Origin of the sequence: Fodinicola acaciae, from assembly GCF_010993745.1 — a bacterium.
GTDB classification, from domain to species: domain Bacteria; phylum Actinomycetota; class Actinomycetes; order Mycobacteriales; family HKI-0501; genus Fodinicola; species Fodinicola acaciae.
The window spans coordinates 1,362,602-1,380,638 of sequence record NZ_WOTN01000003.1 but is presented as its reverse complement, the minus strand read 5'-3'; the positions used below and the strand labels follow the sequence as shown (position 1 = coordinate 1,380,638).

The 18,037-nt window shown below is 66.9% G+C and carries 15 protein-coding genes; 6 read left to right on the top strand and 9 right to left on the bottom strand.

Going from position 1 to position 18,037, the window contains the following annotated elements; translation table 11 throughout:
* Positions 1 to 196: 196 nt before the first annotated feature.
* Positions 197 to 2,428 carry a protein translocase subunit SecD gene (gene secD / locus GNX95_RS32635; protein WP_163511503.1) on the bottom strand — a complete coding sequence of 744 codons (2,232 nt, stop codon included), beginning with the start codon at positions 2,426 to 2,428 and terminating at the stop codon, positions 197 to 199.
* A 62-nt stretch (positions 2,429 to 2,490) separates the two neighbouring features.
* Positions 2,491 to 2,829, bottom strand: coding sequence for a hypothetical protein (locus tag GNX95_RS32630; protein ID WP_163511502.1), 339 nt, complete (start codon positions 2,827 to 2,829; stop codon positions 2,491 to 2,493).
* A gap of 135 nt (positions 2,830 to 2,964) precedes the next feature.
* Here GNX95_RS32630 and GNX95_RS32625 point away from each other — a divergent pair, with 135 nt between their 5' ends.
* Both GNX95_RS32625 and GNX95_RS32620 read left to right on the top strand, forming a co-directional pair.
* Positions 2,965 to 3,606 carry a hypothetical protein gene (locus GNX95_RS32625; protein ID WP_163511501.1) on the top strand — a complete coding sequence of 214 codons (642 nt, stop codon included), beginning with the start codon at positions 2,965 to 2,967 and terminating at the stop codon, positions 3,604 to 3,606.
* On the top strand, positions 3,516 to 4,457 hold the full coding sequence (locus tag GNX95_RS32620; RefSeq protein ID WP_163511500.1) for a hypothetical protein: 942 nt from the start codon (positions 3,516 to 3,518) through the stop codon (positions 4,455 to 4,457). The genes GNX95_RS32625 and GNX95_RS32620 overlap by 91 nt, the downstream gene beginning before the upstream one ends.
* Here GNX95_RS32620 and GNX95_RS32615 read toward each other — a convergent pair.
* The gene (locus GNX95_RS32615; protein WP_163511499.1) at positions 4,450 to 6,240 is read right to left on the bottom strand and encodes a NosD domain-containing protein; all 1,791 of its coding nucleotides are present in this window, start codon (positions 6,238 to 6,240) and stop codon (positions 4,450 to 4,452) included. The two genes, GNX95_RS32620 and GNX95_RS32615, sit on opposite strands and share 8 nt — an antisense overlap.
* Before the next feature lie 69 nt (positions 6,241 to 6,309).
* Here GNX95_RS32615 and GNX95_RS32610 point away from each other — a divergent pair, with 69 nt between their 5' ends.
* Both GNX95_RS32610 and GNX95_RS32605 read left to right on the top strand, forming a co-directional pair.
* On the top strand, positions 6,310 to 7,806 hold the full coding sequence (locus GNX95_RS32610) for a polysaccharide biosynthesis tyrosine autokinase (protein WP_163511498.1): 1,497 nt from the start codon (positions 6,310 to 6,312) through the stop codon (positions 7,804 to 7,806).
* Entirely contained in the window at positions 7,803 to 8,966 is a 1,164-nt protein-coding gene (locus tag GNX95_RS32605) for a lipopolysaccharide biosynthesis protein (protein WP_222854091.1), read from the top strand. Before GNX95_RS32610 ends, GNX95_RS32605 begins: the two co-directional genes overlap by 4 nt.
* 883 nt (positions 8,967 to 9,849) lie before the next feature.
* Here GNX95_RS32605 and GNX95_RS32600 read toward each other — a convergent pair.
* The 4 genes from GNX95_RS32600 to GNX95_RS32585 all read right to left on the bottom strand — a co-directional run bounded on the left by GNX95_RS32600 (position 9,850) and on the right by GNX95_RS32585 (position 12,900).
* On the bottom strand, positions 9,850 to 10,092 hold the full coding sequence (locus GNX95_RS32600; protein WP_163511497.1) for a hypothetical protein: 243 nt from the start codon (positions 10,090 to 10,092) through the stop codon (positions 9,850 to 9,852).
* 113 nt (positions 10,093 to 10,205) lie between these two features.
* Positions 10,206 to 10,703 carry a hypothetical protein gene (locus GNX95_RS32595; RefSeq protein WP_163511496.1) on the bottom strand — a complete coding sequence of 166 codons (498 nt, stop codon included), beginning with the start codon at positions 10,701 to 10,703 and terminating at the stop codon, positions 10,206 to 10,208.
* Between the two features lie 11 nt (positions 10,704 to 10,714).
* On the bottom strand, positions 10,715 to 11,362 hold the full coding sequence (locus GNX95_RS32590) for a hypothetical protein (protein WP_163511495.1): 648 nt from the start codon (positions 11,360 to 11,362) through the stop codon (positions 10,715 to 10,717).
* Positions 11,363 to 11,565: 203 nt separating this feature from the next.
* Positions 11,566 to 12,900: a PucR family transcriptional regulator gene (locus tag GNX95_RS32585; protein WP_163511494.1), complete on the bottom strand. Its 1,335-nt coding sequence runs from the start codon at positions 12,898 to 12,900 to the stop codon at positions 11,566 to 11,568.
* A 626-nt stretch (positions 12,901 to 13,526) separates the two neighbouring features.
* Between GNX95_RS32585 and GNX95_RS32580 the strand changes: the two genes are divergently transcribed.
* Together GNX95_RS32580 and GNX95_RS32575 are read left to right on the top strand one after the other, a co-directional pair.
* Positions 13,527 to 14,858 (top strand): DUF6801 domain-containing protein, encoded by a 1,332-nt coding sequence (locus tag GNX95_RS32580; RefSeq protein WP_163511493.1) that lies wholly within the window; start codon positions 13,527 to 13,529, stop codon positions 14,856 to 14,858.
* 102 nt (positions 14,859 to 14,960) lie between these two features.
* Entirely contained in the window at positions 14,961 to 16,124 is a 1,164-nt protein-coding gene (locus tag GNX95_RS32575; RefSeq protein WP_222854090.1) for a lipase family protein, read from the top strand.
* A 2-nt stretch (positions 16,125 to 16,126) separates the two neighbouring features.
* On the opposite strand, the gene GNX95_RS32570 is transcribed toward GNX95_RS32575, so the two are convergent.
* Positions 16,127 to 17,110: an aldo/keto reductase gene (locus GNX95_RS32570; protein WP_163511491.1), complete on the bottom strand. Its 984-nt coding sequence runs from the start codon at positions 17,108 to 17,110 to the stop codon at positions 16,127 to 16,129.
* Positions 17,107 to 17,934 carry an SDR family oxidoreductase gene (locus GNX95_RS32565; protein ID WP_163511490.1) on the bottom strand — a complete coding sequence of 276 codons (828 nt, stop codon included), beginning with the start codon at positions 17,932 to 17,934 and terminating at the stop codon, positions 17,107 to 17,109. Before GNX95_RS32565 ends, GNX95_RS32570 begins: the two co-directional genes overlap by 4 nt.
* Positions 17,935 to 18,037: the final 103 nt, after the last annotated feature.

The window sequence follows — 18,037 nt, the reverse complement described above, 5'->3', positions numbered from 1 at the left end:
GGCCTCAGGCAGCCGGATCGCCACCACATGGGTCACATCAGCAACACAGACAACCGCGACATGTGTCTGACCAGATGTCGTCCCAGAATGTGAACAGTCATCTCGTATTGCGGCCTCTTCTGGTGCGTTGGTCGTATGTTGATCTTGTGGCAACGGACATCCCGCAGGTGTCGTCGCGGGGTGACGGTTGTCCGGCTCAGACGACGGCGCCTCGCCGCCGAGGCTGGGGTTTGGTGCGTACGGCCGACGGTTTGCGGTGACGATCCAGGACGATCGCGATCGGACCGGCCGTCACGACCGTCGAGGCGGTCCCCACGATCAACCCCAGCAACAATGCCAACGCGAAGTCCGACAGCGATCCGTCGCCAAGGACCAACAACGCACCGAGCACGAAGATGACACCGATGCCGGTGTTGACCGTACGCGGCAGGGTCTGCAGCACCGCGCTGCCGACCGTCTCGGCGAACGGCTGGCGGCGTTTTCGTTGCCGGATCTCGCGTACGCGGTCGAAGACGACGACCGTGTCGTTCACCGAATAGCCGATCACGGTGAGCAGCGCGGCCAGGAACACGCCGTCGAAACTTTTGCCGAGCCAGGCGAAAACGCCGATGACGAGCAGCGCGTCCTGCGTCATCGCGATCACACTGGCCAGGCCGAGCCGCCAGTCGAAGCGTACGGCCAAATACACCAGCTGCGCGGCGACGGCGAGGCAGAGTGCGATCACGGCACTCGTACGCAACTCCTCACCGAGGCTCGGGCCGATCTTGTCGTCCCTGACCTGGGTCGCCTTGCCGGCGACTTTCTCGATGGCAGCGCGGATCCGCGTCGCCTGCTGCTGGTCGACCGGCTCGGTCCGCACCGAGATCTTGTCGTCGCCGGAGGTTTGCACCACAGCGCGCGGAAAACCGGCCGACGATACGGCCGTACGGACGCGCTCGACCTCGGTCTTGGTCGCCGTCTGATATTCCAGCACCCGGCCGCCGGTGAACTCGACGCCGAAGTTGGGTCCCTGCACGACCAGCCCGGTCAGCGCCAGGCAGAGCGCGACGCCGGCGCCGATCAGCCATTTGCGTGGATGCGCCAGGAAATTCGGGTTGCGCCGATTGACCCACCGCCGCACGCCGCCCTCATGACTCAGGCCGCTCAGTTTTTCCGGTCCCCGCAGGGCGATCCGGAGCAGCAGCCTGGTCAGCACCAGCGAGGTGAACAGCGACGCGAGCACGCCGATGGTCAGCGTGACACCGAAACCGCGTACCGGTCCGGACGCGAGCCAGAACAGCAGGCCGGCGGCGAGCAGAGTGGTGACGTTGGAGTCGATGATCGCCGACATCGCACCGCGGAAACCACGGTCGATCGCGGCGTGCAATGCGACGCCGCGCAACAGTCGTTCTTCTCTGGCTCTCTCAAAGACAAGTACGGTCGCGTCGACCGCCATTCCGATCGCCAGCACGAATCCGGCCAGGCCCGGCAACGTGAGTGTCGCGCCGATCGCGAGCAACGCGGCGTACGAAACGGCCGCATATCCCAGAAGTGAGACGACCGCGATCGCACCGGCGGCCCAGTAGACGACGATCAGGAATATCGCCGTCAACGCCAGGCCGATCACCGCGGCCTGTGCGCTGGCATCGATCGCTTCGGCGCCGAGCGTCGGTCCGATCGTACGCTGCTCGACGATCTGCACCGGCAACGGCAGTGCTCCCGCATTGATCAGCAGCGCGAGGTTTTGTGCTTCTTCCGCGGTGAACCGGCCGGTGATCGTGGTTTTCCCGCCGATCATCCCGGTGCCGCAGCCGACTTTCTCGTCGACCTGCGGCGACGAGATCACCTTGCCGTCAAGCACGATCGCGACGCGTCGCCGCGGATCGCCGGACTCGGCACAGGCGGCCTGAGCGGTGAGCTTTTCCCACGACTGGCCGGCATGTGCCTTGAACTCGACGTTCACGAACCAGCCGGGACCGACCTGCGGATCGGAGCCGGCCTGTGCCGACTCGACGCCGTCGCCGCTCAGCGCGGCCGGTCCGAGTTGCAGCGGCTGACCGGACTCGTCACGCGTCTGGCCGGCGACACCGGCGACGGAATGGAAGCTGAGCTTGGCCGTACGGCCGATGACCCGGACGGCCTCGGCCGGATCCTGCACGCCGGGCAGCTCGACGACGATGCGTTTTTCGCCGCTGCGAGCCAAGGTCGGCTCGCTCACACCGAGCGCGTCGATCCGCCGGCGCAGCACCTCGATCGTGCGGTCGGTGGCGGCCGCGTCGGCTTTGGCGGTCGGAGAATCGTGTGCGTCCAACACGATCTGGGTGCCGCCGCGCAGGTCGAGGCCGAGGCGAGGCACCGTGGTCAACAGCAGATAGGCAGAGGCGGCGAGCACGATCAGCGACAGCAGAGCACGCCAGATCAGGTCTCGCCGCGCGGATGTACGCGGCATGGAAAGGGTTTCCTTCACGGCAGAAGTCCTGGCCGGGGCCAGGTGAGGAAAGATGCGGTCTGCTACCGGAAAGGTGGTGCGCGTACGCCGGTGCCGGGAAGCCGCTCGGCGGTTTTCGGTGGCTCCACAATGGTGAGCCGGGTCTGCTGCCATGACGGTGGATCGACGGTCGCCGGTGTGCTCGCGATGGCGTACGGCAAAATCTCGTGCGCCGGCGGTGTGTGCACCGGCCCGATCGCGCGTTGCGGCGCGGTCGCCTCGTATGTCGCGTGGCTCGCCGCCACGGACACCGCCGCCGGCACCGTACGTGAAGCCTGGAAGCCGCCAACGGCGAAGGAGGCGACGACGGCGAGCAGCACGGCAAGAGCCCAGCTCCTGGCCCGCGCCGTCCTCGTCGTCATCCGCCGCATTCTACGCGATATGCCGATGACCGGCCGCGGGGTCGAGGCCGATCTGGACGAACAGCCTATTCGTCCAGATCGGCGCGCCGGTTAGCGTGACGCGGTCGGCGAACTTTTCCAGGCAGAAAGCCACGAATGTCGCGTACGCTGGGTCGCCTTGTCGCTGTTTCGGTGCTTTTGGCGGGGATCGCGGTCGCCGCGCCGGCCGTCGCCGACACCGCGCCACCGGCCGGCCAGCCGGCGACGGTCACCGCCGATCCGCTGTCCACCTGGCAGGCCGACGGCATCGTGTGGTCTCTCGCGCGTGCCGGCGACACCATCGTGGCCGGTGGAAACTTCAACAACCTGCGACCGCCGGGCGCCGCACCGGGTGGCTCTGGCCAGCAGGCGCACAAAAATCTCGCCGCGCTGAACATCGCGACCGGCGCGCCGACGTCCTTCCACCACACCGTCACGGGTACGACGTACACCTCGACCTCCAATCCAGGTGCGGAATGCGAGTCGGTCGGCACCAACCGCTGGCTCTGTGAGGCGGTTTTCGGTGTCGGTGCGTCGCCTGACGGCAACGTCGTCTATTTCGGTGGCGATTTCACCGCGGTGGACGGCCAGTCGCGGAGCAGGTTCGCCGGTGTGAATCTGTCGACAGGCGCGCTGGAGCCGATTTCCGCGGCGGTCCCGTACGCTCGTTGGCGCTCAGCTCCGACGGCACTCGCGTCATCGTCGGCGGCGACTTCGATCATCTCAACGGCAGCACCGAAAACGCCATCGGCGCGGTGAGCGCGACCGGAAACGGAGCGCTGACGCAGTGGAACAGCCGGCCGATTCCGGCGCGCGTCGGCACGCGCTATTCCGGTGTCACCAGCCTGGCGGTCTCCGGGCCGACCGTGTACGCCGGAGCGTATGGCGAAGGCGGCGGTGTCTTCGACGGCCGGCTGGCGGTCGACACGAACACCGGCAATCTGCTGTGGAAAGACACGTGTCTCGGCGCGACCACGACGGTCGCCGTGCAAAACGGCGTTGTCTACAGCGGATCGCACGCACATGACTGCAGTTCGATGGGTGGCTGGCCGCAGACCAGTCCGGCGACCTACCAGCGACTGCTCGCCGAGACCGCGAGTTCCGGCGGAGCCGCCAAAAACCAGCTACTGCACTGGTTTCCGCAGATCAACTACGGACCGGCCGACTCGTACTACAAGCAGGGTCCGTGGGCTATGGCCAACGACAACAGCTATCTCTGGGTCGGCGGCGAGTTCACCCAGGTCGGCGGGGTGGCGCAACAGGGTCTGACGCGGTTCGCGCCGACCTCGGTCGCGCCGGACGTCGATCCGGCCGAGGTGCCTTATGCCGCGCCGACCGTCACGGAGGCCGGCGGCGGAAAGCTGAAGGTGACCTGGAAGACGACCTGGGACAGGGACAACGCCAACCTCCGCTACGGGGTGGTCCGTGACAACGCGGCGACTTCGGTCCACACGACCACGGTCGCGTCGAACTTCTGGACTCTGCCGTCGGTTTCGTTCACCGACAGTGGACTTGTCACCGGCTCGTCACACTATTACCGCGTACGCGCGGTGGATCCGTTTGGCAACGCGCGATCCACGCCGAACTCCGCGTCGGTGGTGGTCAGCTGACGCCGGCGCCGGCCAGCGCACCGCGAGCCGGTGAGCTGTCGACGGACACGCCGAGAATGCCGGCGATGTCGGCCGGCAGCGGCTGTCCACCGTCGGCGGCAGGAATGCCTGGACGGAGCCGGAAATCGTACCCGGACGGATTGACGAAAAGCGCGTTGGCCGACGATGTCGTCTCGATGCCGTGTGGCTCGCGGCCGGTGGCCGACCGCCACGCCGCCACCGAGCCGTAGGTGTCCACATTGGACGGTGACAGCCACCACGACACCAGGACGCCAGAGGTGTCCGTACGCGCGTAAACACCGCCGTCGCTTTGCACGATCATCCTGCCGGCGTCCATCCGCGGCGGGTCCTTGTAGTCGGCGGTGTCGATGAAGGTGCCGCCGCCGACCATCAGGTTGTTGAGCAGCCGGGTGTCGGTGCTGACCCATGGCTGGCCGGACGAGTACGCGTCGGAGTCGGAGTCGCGCGGGTCGTTGTAGACGCCGAGCTGCGTGCCGACGAACGTGTTGTTGACGACGCGTACGTTGTCGGCGCTGGAAATTTTCAGACCGAGCCTGCTGTTTCCGGACATCACGTTGGAGGCGATCAGCGCGCGCGTGGACACCTCGTAGAACAGTCCGCTGCCACGGTTGCCGGCGGACAGGTTGCCGATCACCACCGCGTCGCTGCAGCCCAGGTCGCACCACCAGCCGTTGGCATTGTTGTCGCGGAACACGTTTTCCGCGACATACGGCCGTTTCGTACGGGTGATCTTGATGCCGGCCGCGCCGACGGCCTGACCGCTCAGCGCGAAATGCTCGGCGTTGTTGCCGATGACGGTGTTCCCGACGATCCGGATGCCGTCGGCGCGGTTGGCCAGCAGACCGACCAGACCGTTGCGCACGAAGACGCTGCCGGTGACGGTTGCCTCGGGTTGGCCGACCAGAATGCCGGTCGAAGCCGACTCGACGAACGCGTCCTTCTCGAACGTCACGTGCCGTGCGTTCACCGACACCATCGCTGGACGATCGGAATATTCCTGGTTGGACGCGAAATGCCGGAAGCCGATGCCGCGGATCACTGTGCCGGTCGCTCCGGGATTGAGCACCATGAACTGCGGCCGGGTGGCCGACTCGACCGCGTGGCCGTCTGGCGACGTGCCGACGTAGAGCGCATGCCGGTCCGGGTCAACGAAAAACGTGCCGGCGCGTACGGCCGACCGGCTGGGCACCTGCCGCAATGCCCGACCGTCCAGAAAAACCATGTCTGGCCAGCCAGCCAGCGGATCGGCCGGGTCGACGATCTCCGGCAGGAAACAGGTGTGGCACAAAGTGATGTTCCAGCCGTCGTGTCGCCACGCGGAGCCGTCCGCGGTCCAACCCCGTACGACGTCAGCGCCGGACAACCAGGCCTGTTCGCCGGGATAGGGCTGCAGCACGAACGGCCGCGACACTCCGCCGACCGTTTCGCGGTAAACACCGGCGCGCAGCACGACAGTGCCGCCGGCGGAGACCTTGCGCAGCGCGGCCCCGACCGTACGCAATGGCGAGGTTTTGCTGCCGGCCGCGTTGTCATCGCCGCCGGGTGCCACGAAAACGCTGTCCGCCGGGACAGGATAATGCGTGACCGGAATGCTCGCCGAAACGGCGTTCGCGCGGTCGGTGCGTGCCTGGTCGGCCGCCGGCGGGTCACCGTTTTCCGAGCTCATCGCGCCGGGCTGGTCGGTCCAGAAAAGCCGTACGCCTACCACCGCCGCGACCACCGCCACGATGGCCACGACGCCGGTCACAATCAGCCGCCGCATCGCAAAAGCGTAAACCATGAATTCGTCCGTTCCGCCGTTTCGCGCTCGCGCCGGCAGTAACCTGAGTGCATGGATGACCGATCCGCGCCGGGGATCCTGGAGGCGCTGTGGCGCTATCGGGCCACCTCCGCGGCCATCGTCCTGTTCGTCGTGCTGCTCAGCGTCGTCGCCACCTTCGTGCTGAAAGGCGAGTCGACCGCGAAGGCGGAGATGGCGCTCGCGACGCCGGCGCAGGACAACGTCATCGGCGTGACGATCAACAGCGAGGCCGCGTTCGTACGCTATGTGAAGCAGCGCGCGATCTACGCGACCTCCGACCGCGTCCTCCAGCAGGCCGCGAAGCTTCTCAAGGACACGTCCGCGGCCGACCTGCGGACCAACGTCACCGCTACCGCGAGTGACAGCGGCGAGGCGATCGTGGTGACCGCGACGGCGTACGGCGCGGCGCAGGCGGTGCGCGTCGCCAACGCCGTGGTGCAGGCCTACCAGGACGAAACCAAGCAGGACGTCGCCGCGGCGACCGACTCGGCGCTGGCCGCGGTGGCCGCCACCAGAGCCAAGGTCGTCGAGCAACTCGCCGCCGTGCCGCGTACGCCGGCGGACCGCGCCGGCCAGAGCTCGGCGGCGGCAGCACTGTCCAAATTGGACGTCGAGGCGAACAACATCCGCCTGACGTCGTCACTTTTCGGCAGTGGCGTGTCGTTTGTGTCGCCGGCGACCACGGACGCGGCGACCGGTGGCGGCCTGCCGTTGCGCGAGGCGGCCGTCGGTCTGGCGCTCGGGCTGCTGCTCGCCGGCGCGCTGGCCTGGCTGCGCGCCGACCGCGACCGGCGAGCGCGCTCGGCCGAGGACGCCGGCGCGATCATCGGCGCGCCGCTGCTCGGCGAGGTGCCGGAGGTGCCCCGCACGGAGGCCGTGACGCTCGACCATGTCGCCAACATGCCTTCGGAGAGTTACCAACTGGTGGCCTCTGGACTGCAGGCGACGATGGGTGGCGGCGTCCTGATGATCACCGGTGCGACCCGTGCCGAGGGGCGCACGACCACCGCGTTGCACCTCGCCGCGGCTGCGGCGCGTGACGGTGCGCGCGTGCTGATCGTCGACGGCGACCTGCGCGTGCAGCGGCTTTCCGAGCTGTTCGGCCTGGCCAGGGAGGGGCGCGGCCTGGCGGCGCTGGCCTCGCAGCACGCCACCGTCGACGAGTGCACGTATTCGGTCGACCTCGGCGGCGACAGCACGCTGTGGCTGATGCCGGCCGGCGGGTCGTACGGCAACACGCCGAGCCTGTTTTCCTCCGCCGCGATGGCCAAGGCGCTGGTCGAGATGCGGACCAAGTACGACCTGGTGATCGTCGACTCGTCGCCGCTGGTCAGCTCGCCGGACGCGGCCGCGATGGCGCGGCACTGCGGCGCCGCGTTGGTGGTCACTCGGCGCGGCACCACGCTCGGACCGCTGCGCCGGCTGGTCCAGCAGCTCGACCTCTATTCGGTGACGGTCGTCGGCCACGTCTTCACCTTCAGCGCCACCGCGCGACCGACTCGGCGGGCCGCCGCGCCGCAGCCGTGAGGCGCGCGTCGTACGCGATTGTCTCGCAGGGCATCACCGCTTTGGCCAGCCTGGTGCTGCAGCTGCTCGCGGCGCGTACGCTCGGGGCCGGCGGCTATGGCGGTTTTGCCTTGTGTACGGCCGTTCTGGTGGCCGCGACCGCGCTCTACACCGGCTGGGTCGGCGACAGCCTGACCGTGCTCGACCGCTTCGATCCGGCCGTACGACCGGCGTTGTCGTTGAGTTTTTTCTGCGGCTGTCTGGCCGGGCTGGTGGTCGGCGTGCTGTTTTACGGCTGGTTTCTGGGGATCCTGATCTGCTGCTGGCTGGTCGAGGAGACCGGCCGGCGTCTGCTGATGGCGCGACGGGAGTTTGGCCGGCTCGTCGTCAACGATGCGACGTATTTCGCCGTGTCGGTCGCCGTGGTGTGGGTCCTGCCGTGGTCGGTGGACGGCTTTCTCGGCGCGATGTCCGCCGGTGCCGTGGCGGCTAGCGCAGTGGCGGTGTTTCAGCTGCCGCGCAAGGAGTTTCTGGTCGTACGGCCAGGCCTGACCGGCCTTCGTACGGTCGCCGGCTTCGCGACCTGGCGGTCCGCGCAGGCGACGCTGCGGCCGGCGTCGCTGCTGCTCGCGCGCGTACTGGTGGCGTCTTTTGGCTCACTCGCGGCGGTTGGCGCACTGGAAGGCGCACGATTGCTTCTTGCTCCGGCGCAAACCGTGGTCAACGGTGCCGGAAGCTTTCTGCTGCCGACATTCGCTGCCGCCACACCTTCCAAGAGGCTGGCCGACCGCGCTGTGTGGCTGCTCGTCGGTGTCGTCGTGCTGGTCGGTGTGATCGCGGCCGCGTTTTCGGGGCCGCTTGGCTGGCTGGTGACCGGCGGCAGGTTTTCGTTGCCGTGGCTGGCCGTCATCGGCTGGTCCGGCTATCTGGCGACCTGGGCCGCCACGTTGCCGTACGTCAGCAAGCTGGTGGCGCAGAAGCGGTCGCGAGAGGTTTTCGTCGTACGCGTCGTGGATTCCGTGCTCGGCGCCGCGCTGGCGTCGCTGGTCTTGGCGCCGGGTGCTGGCTTCGAGTGGGTGCCATGGGTGATGTCCGTCGGTGGTCTGGTGGCGGCGCTGTGGCTCTGGCGGATCTCGTCTTCAGCGGAAGTCACTGAGCCCAGATGTGTACGAGACGACTAGCCTCGATCTTTCGTGCGACCAGCAGACTGGAGGTTGCCACGTGTAGGTGATCTGTGGTCGTCAGCTCGTTGTCGCTTGCCGGTGTGAGTCCGGTCCGGGTAGCTGTCAGGAAAGCCCGGTAGCAGACTGGCGGCTTGGTCTGGAAACCGGTCGGGTTGAAGCCCGTGTCGAAAGCCCTGTCGGGGGAGTGACTGAGTGGTCCGTGGCATGACGCGAAACCTGCGGCGTCGTTAGGGGCCTGCCTTTGGGGCGGGTAGAGGGAGTGCCGAGCCCCCGAAATCAGGGTGAAGGCCATGGAAGGCGCTGAAGACCTGGATGTGCAGGCGCTGAGGAACTCCCCGGCGTATGGGGTGCGGAACGTTCAGACAGTGGCGGCGGGAACTGGTGAGGCCCTCCCCGGCCCGGTGATCTGCGGGAGCTTGTTGCCGGCGCGGGGCGCTCTATAACCGATGACCTCGGGAAGTGAGTCGCTGGCCGGGTGGGCGCCGGAGGCGGTCGTAGTACTGCGTGAGCCGAGTGGACAACATAACCACGGTGATCCACGGTTGTGGATCCGGTTCGTGTCTTGCCTTCCAGACGCGGTGCCTTGAGACTTCGCAACCCCAAGCTTCCCGCCCTGGACAGGCACTTCCGTGTTTCAGACCGTGTCTTCGGCCATCAGATGAAATCCCGAGGTTAGGCAGCGGCGGGACTTGCTCGTGCCCCATCAAGCAACCATTCCCACGCTCCGACGGTGCTATGGGAGCCGATGGGGTATCGGCGCGACGGCGAACGGAGCTTCGCCCCCATGCCAGGCTGAAGGCATGAGGGCACACGCGTTCCTCGTCTCAAACATGCCGACTGCTGAGGCGTGGAGTTGAACGTGTGTTGCAATTCCCTTAACTTAATGGCATTGCAACACGGGATCGTATGTGTCATAACCAGTGGCGCCGACGAGACCGAGATCAGCGTTCGAGGCTGAGATGCCGTTGGCAAAACGCTCAACCGCTGCTCTTACGGGCGCCAGGTCGCGGTCACGGTGGAGGGGGATCACCGCGTCGGCGTTGAGTTCGGAGCGTACGCGGTTGAGCCAGCTCGACTGGTGGCGTACGAACGGCGCGCCATGGGTTGGCTTCCAGCCGTCCACCGTGAGCGTGACCGCTCGCACTGGCCGGCGATTTGGCGACGAGTCTGGCGCGGCACACCGATGGCCACGATAGGTGCAAGCTGTCGAGCACGCTGGGTCGATGGAGACAGGCCCTAGAAAGACGGTCCTCCGGTCATCGACGTGAGTTTCCAGCCGTTGGCCGTACGCTGCAGCAGTGCGGTGATCTTGTTGCGGGTGGTGGTCGCTTTCTGGCCGTGCATGGTCATCACGATGTCGACCGAGGCGGTCATGCCGGCCGTGCCGGTCTCGCGGTCGACCGACGAAACCTCGGCGGTGGCGACCGTCCCGGACACCGTGACCTGCGCCAGCTGCAGCTGTTTGGCGAGGACGTCGCCACTTTTCGCGATTGTCGCGTGCAAACTGCCAGTCGATACGTCCAGCCAGCGCTTACGCAGCCCGGGAATGTCGCGATAGTCCACTGTGGTCATGGCCGCGATGCCGCTGCGGCCGGCGGCCAGAACCGCGGCGCGGGCCGCAGCGTCGGCACGGTTCTCCGCCTCGATGTGGTTGCGTACCAGCACAAAAGCGGTCGTGGCCGCGGCGAGGACGACGACGACCGCGGCGCCGATCAGCATGGGCTTGAGCTTCATGTCTTCCTCCATCAGGAGCAGTTGACGCCGGAGCACCGGAAGGTCAGCGTCAGGTGCAGTGCGTTGTCCGGCCCGGAGATCATCGCGGTCAGCAGCCGGTCGAGGTTTTCCTTTCCGCCACAGCCGACGAAAGGCGGGATCGCGTACGTCGTGTCGAACTCGCTTTTGCCGAGCAGGTTGAGCGGTCCGCGGATGTGCATCTTGACCGGTGTCGAGGTGACGCATTCCGCGCCGAGGTCCAGCGGCACGCCGTTCTGGTTGGCGTCACGCGTACGCAGATAGACCTCGCTGGTGATGTCGACGATGCCGGCGGTGATGGTGCCGCTGGACGGTCCGGCCGGGATGAAGTCGGTGACCGCGCCGACCGGCATGAACCGGAAGGCCAGAAACTGGCCCTTGGACGGTGGAAGGTGCAGATCGCCGGTGATTTTCCCGGTGGCGAGGTCGACCATCGAGTCGAAATGGCCGCGACCGACGACGATGGAGGAGTCGAGCTTGTTGATGGTGGACAACCCGTCAACCCAGTACGAGACGGCCAAGCCGGCCTGTGGTGCCGCTGGCGGCTTCTCCTCGCCAGCGCGCGCGGTCGCTCCGCTCGCGGACATCGCCAGGAAAACGGTCAGCGCCACCGCGCCGGCCAATCGTCGGATTCTCGGCATGCCAACCCGTTTCATGGTTCGCCTGAATGGCTGCCGATGTTACCGCCGGGTTTCCAGTCTCAACAATGTTGCCGGATTTTCACCCGAAAACTTGTGACGGTGGTGCGAAACCGCGCCGGGCGTTTTTGAGTTTTACCCTCCTCGCATACGTAGAACAAAGGCCATCCTCGCCGCGGAGGATGGCCTTTGGCAGCGACAGGTGTTCAGTCGTCCTGCACCAACCGGCGAGCCGACAACGCCACCTGCAGGTCGAAACGCTCGGACGGACTGTTCAGCCGGTCGCCGAACAGCGCCTCGATCTGGTGCATCCGATAGCGCACCGTCTGCGGATGTACGTTGAGCGTACGCGCGATTTCCGGTGCGCCACCACGGGTTTCCAGCCAGGCGAGCAGCGTTTCGCTGAGCCGGTTGCGCTGGTTGGTGGTGAGGCCGTCCATCGGCCGCAGCACGCGCCGAGCCAACTCGTCGACCAGCACCTCGTCAGCGAGCAGCCACAGGGTCGACAGGTGTTCGCGGCACCAGATCAGGCCGGAGTCCGGAATCAGGCCACGGCGTGCGGTTTTGAGCGTACGACGGGCCCAGCGCAATGACGCCGGTGCTTCGGCGAACGGCACCGACGGTCCGACGGCTGCGCGCCATCCTGGCAGGCCGTCGGCGATGTCCCGCAACGCGGTGTCCGGGTCGGCCGCGATGACGCACGGCTGGCTGCCTTCCAGGTCGACGAGCACGTCCTCGTCGAAATGCACCGCCGGCGGTTCCACGCCGCCGTCGCGTCTTTCCAGCGCCACCACGGCAAGGCGCTCCGGGATCGTCCACTGTGCACCGTCGGCCAGATCCGCCACCGCCTGCGCGGAAACCGCTGGCTGCGACAGGATCAGCTCGACCAGCCGCCGCCGGCGGCGGTCCAGCGCGCCGGCCGTACGCGCCTGCTCGGCCGCGTATCCCTGCAGCGACAGCGCGGAAAGGTCGTTGACGAAGGCGAAAATCGCCTCCGCGGCGATCGAGGTCATCTTCGCCGGGATCCCCATCGACTGCGCGATTTCCGAGACCGTACGCCAAGCCGCGCGGCCGCCGACCCGATATGCCGTCTGCAGCGCGTCCATCGTGCGGCCTTCGCGATATTCCATCCGTCCACGTTGGACGAACACCTCGGCCCACGCGCCGCGCGGCGCGGTCGAACCACCGAGGCTGTCGATGCTGTAAAGAATCGCCTCGCGCACCGCCTCGGTCAGGTATTTCTCCACACAGCCGCCGGTCAGGTCGACGGCGTACTCCGGCACCGACCGCTTGATCTCGGCCAACACCTCGCGCGCGATCCGGTCAGCGTACGGCCGGTAGACACTGCCGAGCTCGCGCGGCAGCGACGACCACAGGCCGGCGGAAGTAAAGCCCGGCTCGGTGTGCGTGACCCGGCTGCCGTACGGCGCGATTCCGTTGCGCCGGTTGGCCGGCCGAGCGCGAACCCCGGCCGCACCGGCACGACCGGCGGCAGGCCGGTCCGTACTGTCCGGTCTGGCCCTGTTCGAGAAACCTGTCATGGCGACCCACCCTCGACGCGGTTTGTCCGAAATCGGCGGAAGTTGTGAACCGAACGATAAAGATGCCACTGATTCAGTGTCAAGAGCCTGATGACACCTCGTATTGCCGGCCGGATCCCAGAAATCTTGGCGTTGCGTCGGCGCCGGCCTACCAAGATCGGCATACGAAACGGAATACCGGGCGCCGTTCTGGCCGCTTCTTGGCCGCTCGCGGACAAAACGTACGCCAGCGATTGTCACGTACGTGACAAGAAAACGCTTGCCGGCCGACTCGGCGGCTGGTCGCCGGTGCGCCGGCGGACGGTGGAATGTATGCAGGATTGATGTGCATTGCGGTGCCAACCGGGCCGTCGCGTATCCATCCGAACGTGACAACAAAAAACGTCGCGAGTGCGGAAAATCGCTCCTGAGCGCCGACTGTGCCGGTGATTCTTGCCACCTCAACTTACCGGCGAGTACGTTACCTGGCGGTGGCGCCGGTATTTCCGCTCGGTTACTTTTCCGGGCCGTACAAGGGAAAGAGGCGTTGTCGATTCACTATGTCCCCGATCTGGAAAGGGGAGATTTTCACCGCGTTCCGATTTTCCGTCGAGACGTTCCACCTCTTCTCACCTGGAGACACAGCGATGAAAGTGACACCGCAACTGGGGTTGCTGCCCCGAATCCTGGCCGGCGCGGGAGTCGTCACCGCCATGGTGGCGACCGTCGGCTTCGCGGGTGCGACCGCGAGCTCGGCGGCCGACTCCAGCCTGACGCTCAACTACACCTGTCCGTTTCCGTTGATCGGCAACCAGGCGCTGGTCACCAAGATCACCGTGACGCTGCCGGACTCGGTCGTGGTCAACCAGCCGACGCCGGAAATCCCGATCAGCGCCGACGTGACCGTGCCGGCGACCGCGACGCAGGGCCTCAACCTGGTCGGTGCCACCACGATCGAAGGCAGCGCGAAAGCCAACGCGCACCTGGACAACGCCGGTCTCGGCCTGGACATCTCGCCGGTGCTGAGCATTCCGAAGACGGACGTGCCGGCCGACGGCAAGGCGTTCACCGTGCACGCGACCGGTAAGGCGCCGTCGGTTTCCTTCCCCAACGCGGGCGCGAGCTCGATCACGGTAGGCGACTACACGACCACGTTGACACCGAAGAAATCCGACGGTACGCCGACCGGCCTTGGCACCTTCGACTCGAAGTGCACGGTGGATTCCGGTCAGGACACGACATTGGCGAAGTTCACCGTCCAACCTGGACCGTCGTCCTCGCCGTCGTCGTCACCGTCGTCCTCACCATCCTCGTCGCCTTCGTCGTCTCCGTCGTCGTCTCCGTCGTCCTCACCTTCGACGCCACCCGCGTCGTCGCCGCCTCCTGGTGGCGGCTCGCTCGACCTGAACTACGCGGTGGCCGGTTCGACGCACATCCAGGCGCTCGGATCGGACGTGAAAGTCGGCCCCGGCACGCTGAAAGTCAAGGTGGACCTGCAGTCCGGCAACCTGGCCGGTGACCTGGCGCTGCCGGACACCAGCTCGAGCTTCACGATTTTCGGCTTCCTGCCGGGTACGGCAAAGGTGAAGCTGATCCCGGATGGCCAGACGACGGGTACGTTCAAGAACAACACGGTCAACTCCGACAGCAGGGAAACCATCCGGCTGACCGACGTGGCGCTCTTCGGCTTCCCGATCGTCAGCAACTCGACGACCTGCCAGACCAAGACGCCGGCCGACATCCCGATGGTCTCCGGCCCTGACTTCAGCGTGCAGAACGGTGGCAAGCTGACCGGCACGTACACCATCCCGCCGCTGCAGGGTTGCGGCAGTTTCAACGACTACATCAGCTATTTCACCGCCGGGCCGAACAACTCGATCAGCGTGCAGGTCACGCCGGCCGGCGCCGCGAACAACCAGGTGTCCAACCCGCGGCGGGGTTTTGGCGGAAAAGCCCCGCACGCGCACTCGCGGGCCTAGGCACCGGGCCGCTGGCAACGGCTGCCAGCACAGCGGGATTCCGGCCACTCCATGACGGCGGGGTGGCCGGAATCCCGGTTCTTCTTTTACGGGAGGCAAGAGGTGAAGTTCCTGCTGGTGTTGTTGCTGGTGGCGGTTGGGATCGGCGCGCCGCCGGTGTCGGCCGCCGCCACCGTTTCCGACGACTTCTACGTCCCACCGTCGCCGCTTCCGGCCGGCGCGCCGGGAGATGTCATCCGGTGGCGGCCGTCCATCGCTGGCGCGCCGAAATATCAGGTGCACGCCTGGCAGATCATGTATCTGTCGACCAACGCGCTCGGGCAACCGGACGCGGTGACCGGCACCGTACTCGTGCCGGACGGCGTCAACCCGGCGACCGCGCCGATCGTGAGTTTCGCGGCCGGCACGCAGGGGCCGGCGTTTCGGTGCGCCACCTCGAAAATGATCCAGGTCGGCGCGCTTTACGAGCAGCCGGCGGTCAACGACATGCTGGCCAGCGGCTATGCGGTGGTCGCGGCCGATTACGAGGGTTACCAGCCCACGCCACGGACCACTTACATCACCGGAAAATCTGAGGGCGCGGCGGTCATCGACATGATACGCGCGAGCCAGCGACTGCCGGCGACCGGACTTTCCGCCAACGCGAAGGTCGCGATCCGCGGCTATTCGCAGGGCGGTGGCGCGGCCATGTGGGCCGGGCAGCTGCAGCCGTCGTACGCGCCGGAGCTCAACCTGGTCGGCATCGCGGCCGGCGGCGTACCGGCCGACCTGGTGCAGGTCACCCTGCCGTTGGACGGAAAACCGGGCTTCGGCCTGCTCGCGTATGGCCTGATCGGCCTGGACAACGCCTATCCGGAGCTGAAACTGTCGTCCTATCTGACCGACGCGGGCAAGGCCGAGTTCGCCAAGATGTCGCGCGAGGACTGCGTGTTGGAGCTGCTCACGCAATATCGCGACAAGCATTTCAACGACTACAGCACGAGCAGTCCGTTTCTCAAACCGGAATGGATGGCCAGGCTGCAGGAGAACAAGCTCGGCGCGGTGCCGATCAAGGTGCCGGTCTTCGACTTCCACGGCACGCAGGACGACCTGGTCGATCCCGGTCAGGCGGCGGCTTTGCGCGACACGTACTGCAAGGCCGGCGTGAAGGTGCAGTGGAAGACGTACGCGACCGATCACATCACCTTGGTCTACACCGGAAACGCGGATGTCGCGCAGTTCGTCAAGGACCGCTTCGCCGGCGTGGCGGCCACTTCGAACTGCTGAGGTCAGAACGCGTGCTGCGGCGGGGAAAACGTCATGCGCGGATCGGTCTGGACCACACGACCCAGCAGCTCGTCGATCTGGGTCAGCACGTCGAGCGACAGCTCGACACCGGACGCGGCGGCGTTTTCCTCGATCTGCTCGGGAGTCGACGCGCCGATCACCGCGCTGGCCACGGTCTCGTTCTGCAGAACCCATGCGATGGCGAGCTGCGCCGGGGTGAGTCCTGCCGCTTGCGCGACGCCGGCGAGCAGGCCGATCCGGTCGAGGAGATCCGGGAACAGCAGTGGTGCGACGGCGGCCGAGGTGGCCGGGTTGGCCGCTCGCGACCCGGCCGGTCGCTCGCCGCCGGCGTACTTTCCGGTTGCCACGCCCTGGATGAGCGGAGCGCAGGCCAGCTGTCCGATGCCGAGTCGTTGGCAGAGAGGGAAAACCTGCGACTCGGGCACCCGCCAGACCATCGAGTAATGCGGCTGGTTGGACACCAGCGGCACCCGCAGCGCCGCCGCGAGGTGAGCGGCGGCCTGCAGCTGCTCGGCATTCCACTCCGAGGTGCCGACATAGAGGATTTTTCCCTGCTGGACCAGGTCGGACAGCGCGAGGAAGGTCTCCTCCAGCGGAGTTTTGTAGTCATAGCGAAGAAGCTGGAAGACGTCGACGTAGTCGGTGCCGAGCCGGCGGAGGGATCCATCCAATGAGCCGACGAGATGCTTGCGGCCGAGGCCGGCGCGGTTGGGGCCGAGGGTTTCCGGCCAGTACGCGCCGGTGCACAGCACGAGGTCTTCGCGAGCCGCGGACGACAGTGCGTCGGCCAGCATCTCGTCGGCGTGGCCGTCGCCGAGCATTGGCGCGGTGTGGAAGGTGTTGACCCCGGCGCGCAGCGCCGCGCGCACGCATGCCTTGAACTCCGGCAGACCGTGCGTCAGCCAGTTTCCGTACGATATCTCGCTGACCGACAGTCCACTGTGGCCGAGCTGGCGAAACCTCATGCCTTTTCCCGCTCTCGCATGGTCGGCCGCGTCGCCGACCGGGCGTGCTGTGCCATCTGGTCGATCCAGCGGTCCGGGTCGGCGGCCTTGATGGCGTAGTCGGAGGCGACCGACTGATGCGGCAGGATAAGGAAATCCTCGGTGTTCAGGCCGCGGATGGTCGCCTCGGCAACGTCTTGCGGCCGCAACAGCGGCCCGGCCGCGGCGATCGACATGGCCGCCGGATGGCCGGCCGCGATGCCGGGCATCAGCAGGTCGGTGCGTACGCCGAGCGGGCACAGCGCGCTGACCCGGATGCCGCGTGGCCGGTAGGTGATCGCGAGCCATTCGGCGAGCCCGACGGCGGCGTGTTTCGTGGTGGAATAAGGCGCGTCGCCGGGTGCGCTGAGCAGACCGGCGGCCGAGGCGGTGATCAGCAGATAGCCGCCGCCGCGCCGGAGCATGCCGGGGACGGCGGCCTGTGCCGCGTAGACGTGCTGCAACACGTTGAGTTCCCAGCATTTCGTCCACTGGGTGTCCGCCGCCTGGATGCCGGTGCCGAACGCGCGGCCGGCATTGGAACAGAAAATGTCCAGGCCACCGTAGGTTTTTTCGGCGATGCCGACCAGATCTTTCAGGTCGGCCTTCACCGACGCGTCGGACCGCACGGCGATTGCCGCGCCGCCGTCGGCGACGATGGACGCGGCGACTTCTTCCGCCGCGGCGCCATCGATGTCCGACACCACCAGGCCGCCTACGCCGGCGACGACGAGCCGGCGCGCGATGGCCGCGCCGATGCCATGGCCGGCGCCGGTGACCACCGCGACCCGGTCGGTCAGAATCATGGCGGCTCCATAGGTTTCTGAGATATCACCGCGGTGAGTGTTCTCGCCGCCGGAATGTGTGTGCCCGGCCGCCACAACTCGAGGTTTGTCCAACGTAACACAG

What these genes read in the sequence shown, in the direction of transcription:
- GNX95_RS32565 (WP_163511490.1), bottom strand. Translation starts at nt 17,934, where the DNA reads ATGATTCTGACCGACCGGGTCGCGGTGGTCACCGGCGCCGGCCATGGC.
- GNX95_RS32625 (WP_163511501.1), top strand. Translation starts at nt 2,965, where the DNA reads ATGTCGCGTACGCTGGGTCGCCTTGTCGCTGTTTCGGTGCTTTTGGCG.
- GNX95_RS32585 (WP_163511494.1), bottom strand. Translation starts at nt 12,900, where the DNA reads ATGACAGGTTTCTCGAACAGGGCCAGACCGGACAGTACGGACCGGCCT.
- GNX95_RS32610 (WP_163511498.1), top strand. Translation starts at nt 6,310, where the DNA reads ATGGATGACCGATCCGCGCCGGGGATCCTGGAGGCGCTGTGGCGCTAT.
- GNX95_RS32590 (WP_163511495.1), bottom strand. Translation starts at nt 11,362, where the DNA reads ATGCCGAGAATCCGACGATTGGCCGGCGCGGTGGCGCTGACCGTTTTC.
- GNX95_RS32580 (WP_163511493.1), top strand. Translation starts at nt 13,527, where the DNA reads ATGAAAGTGACACCGCAACTGGGGTTGCTGCCCCGAATCCTGGCCGGC.
- GNX95_RS32570 (WP_163511491.1), bottom strand. Translation starts at nt 17,110, where the DNA reads ATGAGGTTTCGCCAGCTCGGCCACAGTGGACTGTCGGTCAGCGAGATA.
- GNX95_RS32595 (WP_163511496.1), bottom strand. Translation starts at nt 10,703, where the DNA reads ATGAAGCTCAAGCCCATGCTGATCGGCGCCGCGGTCGTCGTCGTCCTC.
- GNX95_RS32615 (WP_163511499.1), bottom strand. Translation starts at nt 6,240, where the DNA reads ATGCGGCGGCTGATTGTGACCGGCGTCGTGGCCATCGTGGCGGTGGTC.
- GNX95_RS32630 (WP_163511502.1), bottom strand. Translation starts at nt 2,829, where the DNA reads ATGACGACGAGGACGGCGCGGGCCAGGAGCTGGGCTCTTGCCGTGCTG.
- secD (WP_163511503.1), bottom strand. Translation starts at nt 2,428, where the DNA reads ATGCCGCGTACATCCGCGCGGCGAGACCTGATCTGGCGTGCTCTGCTG.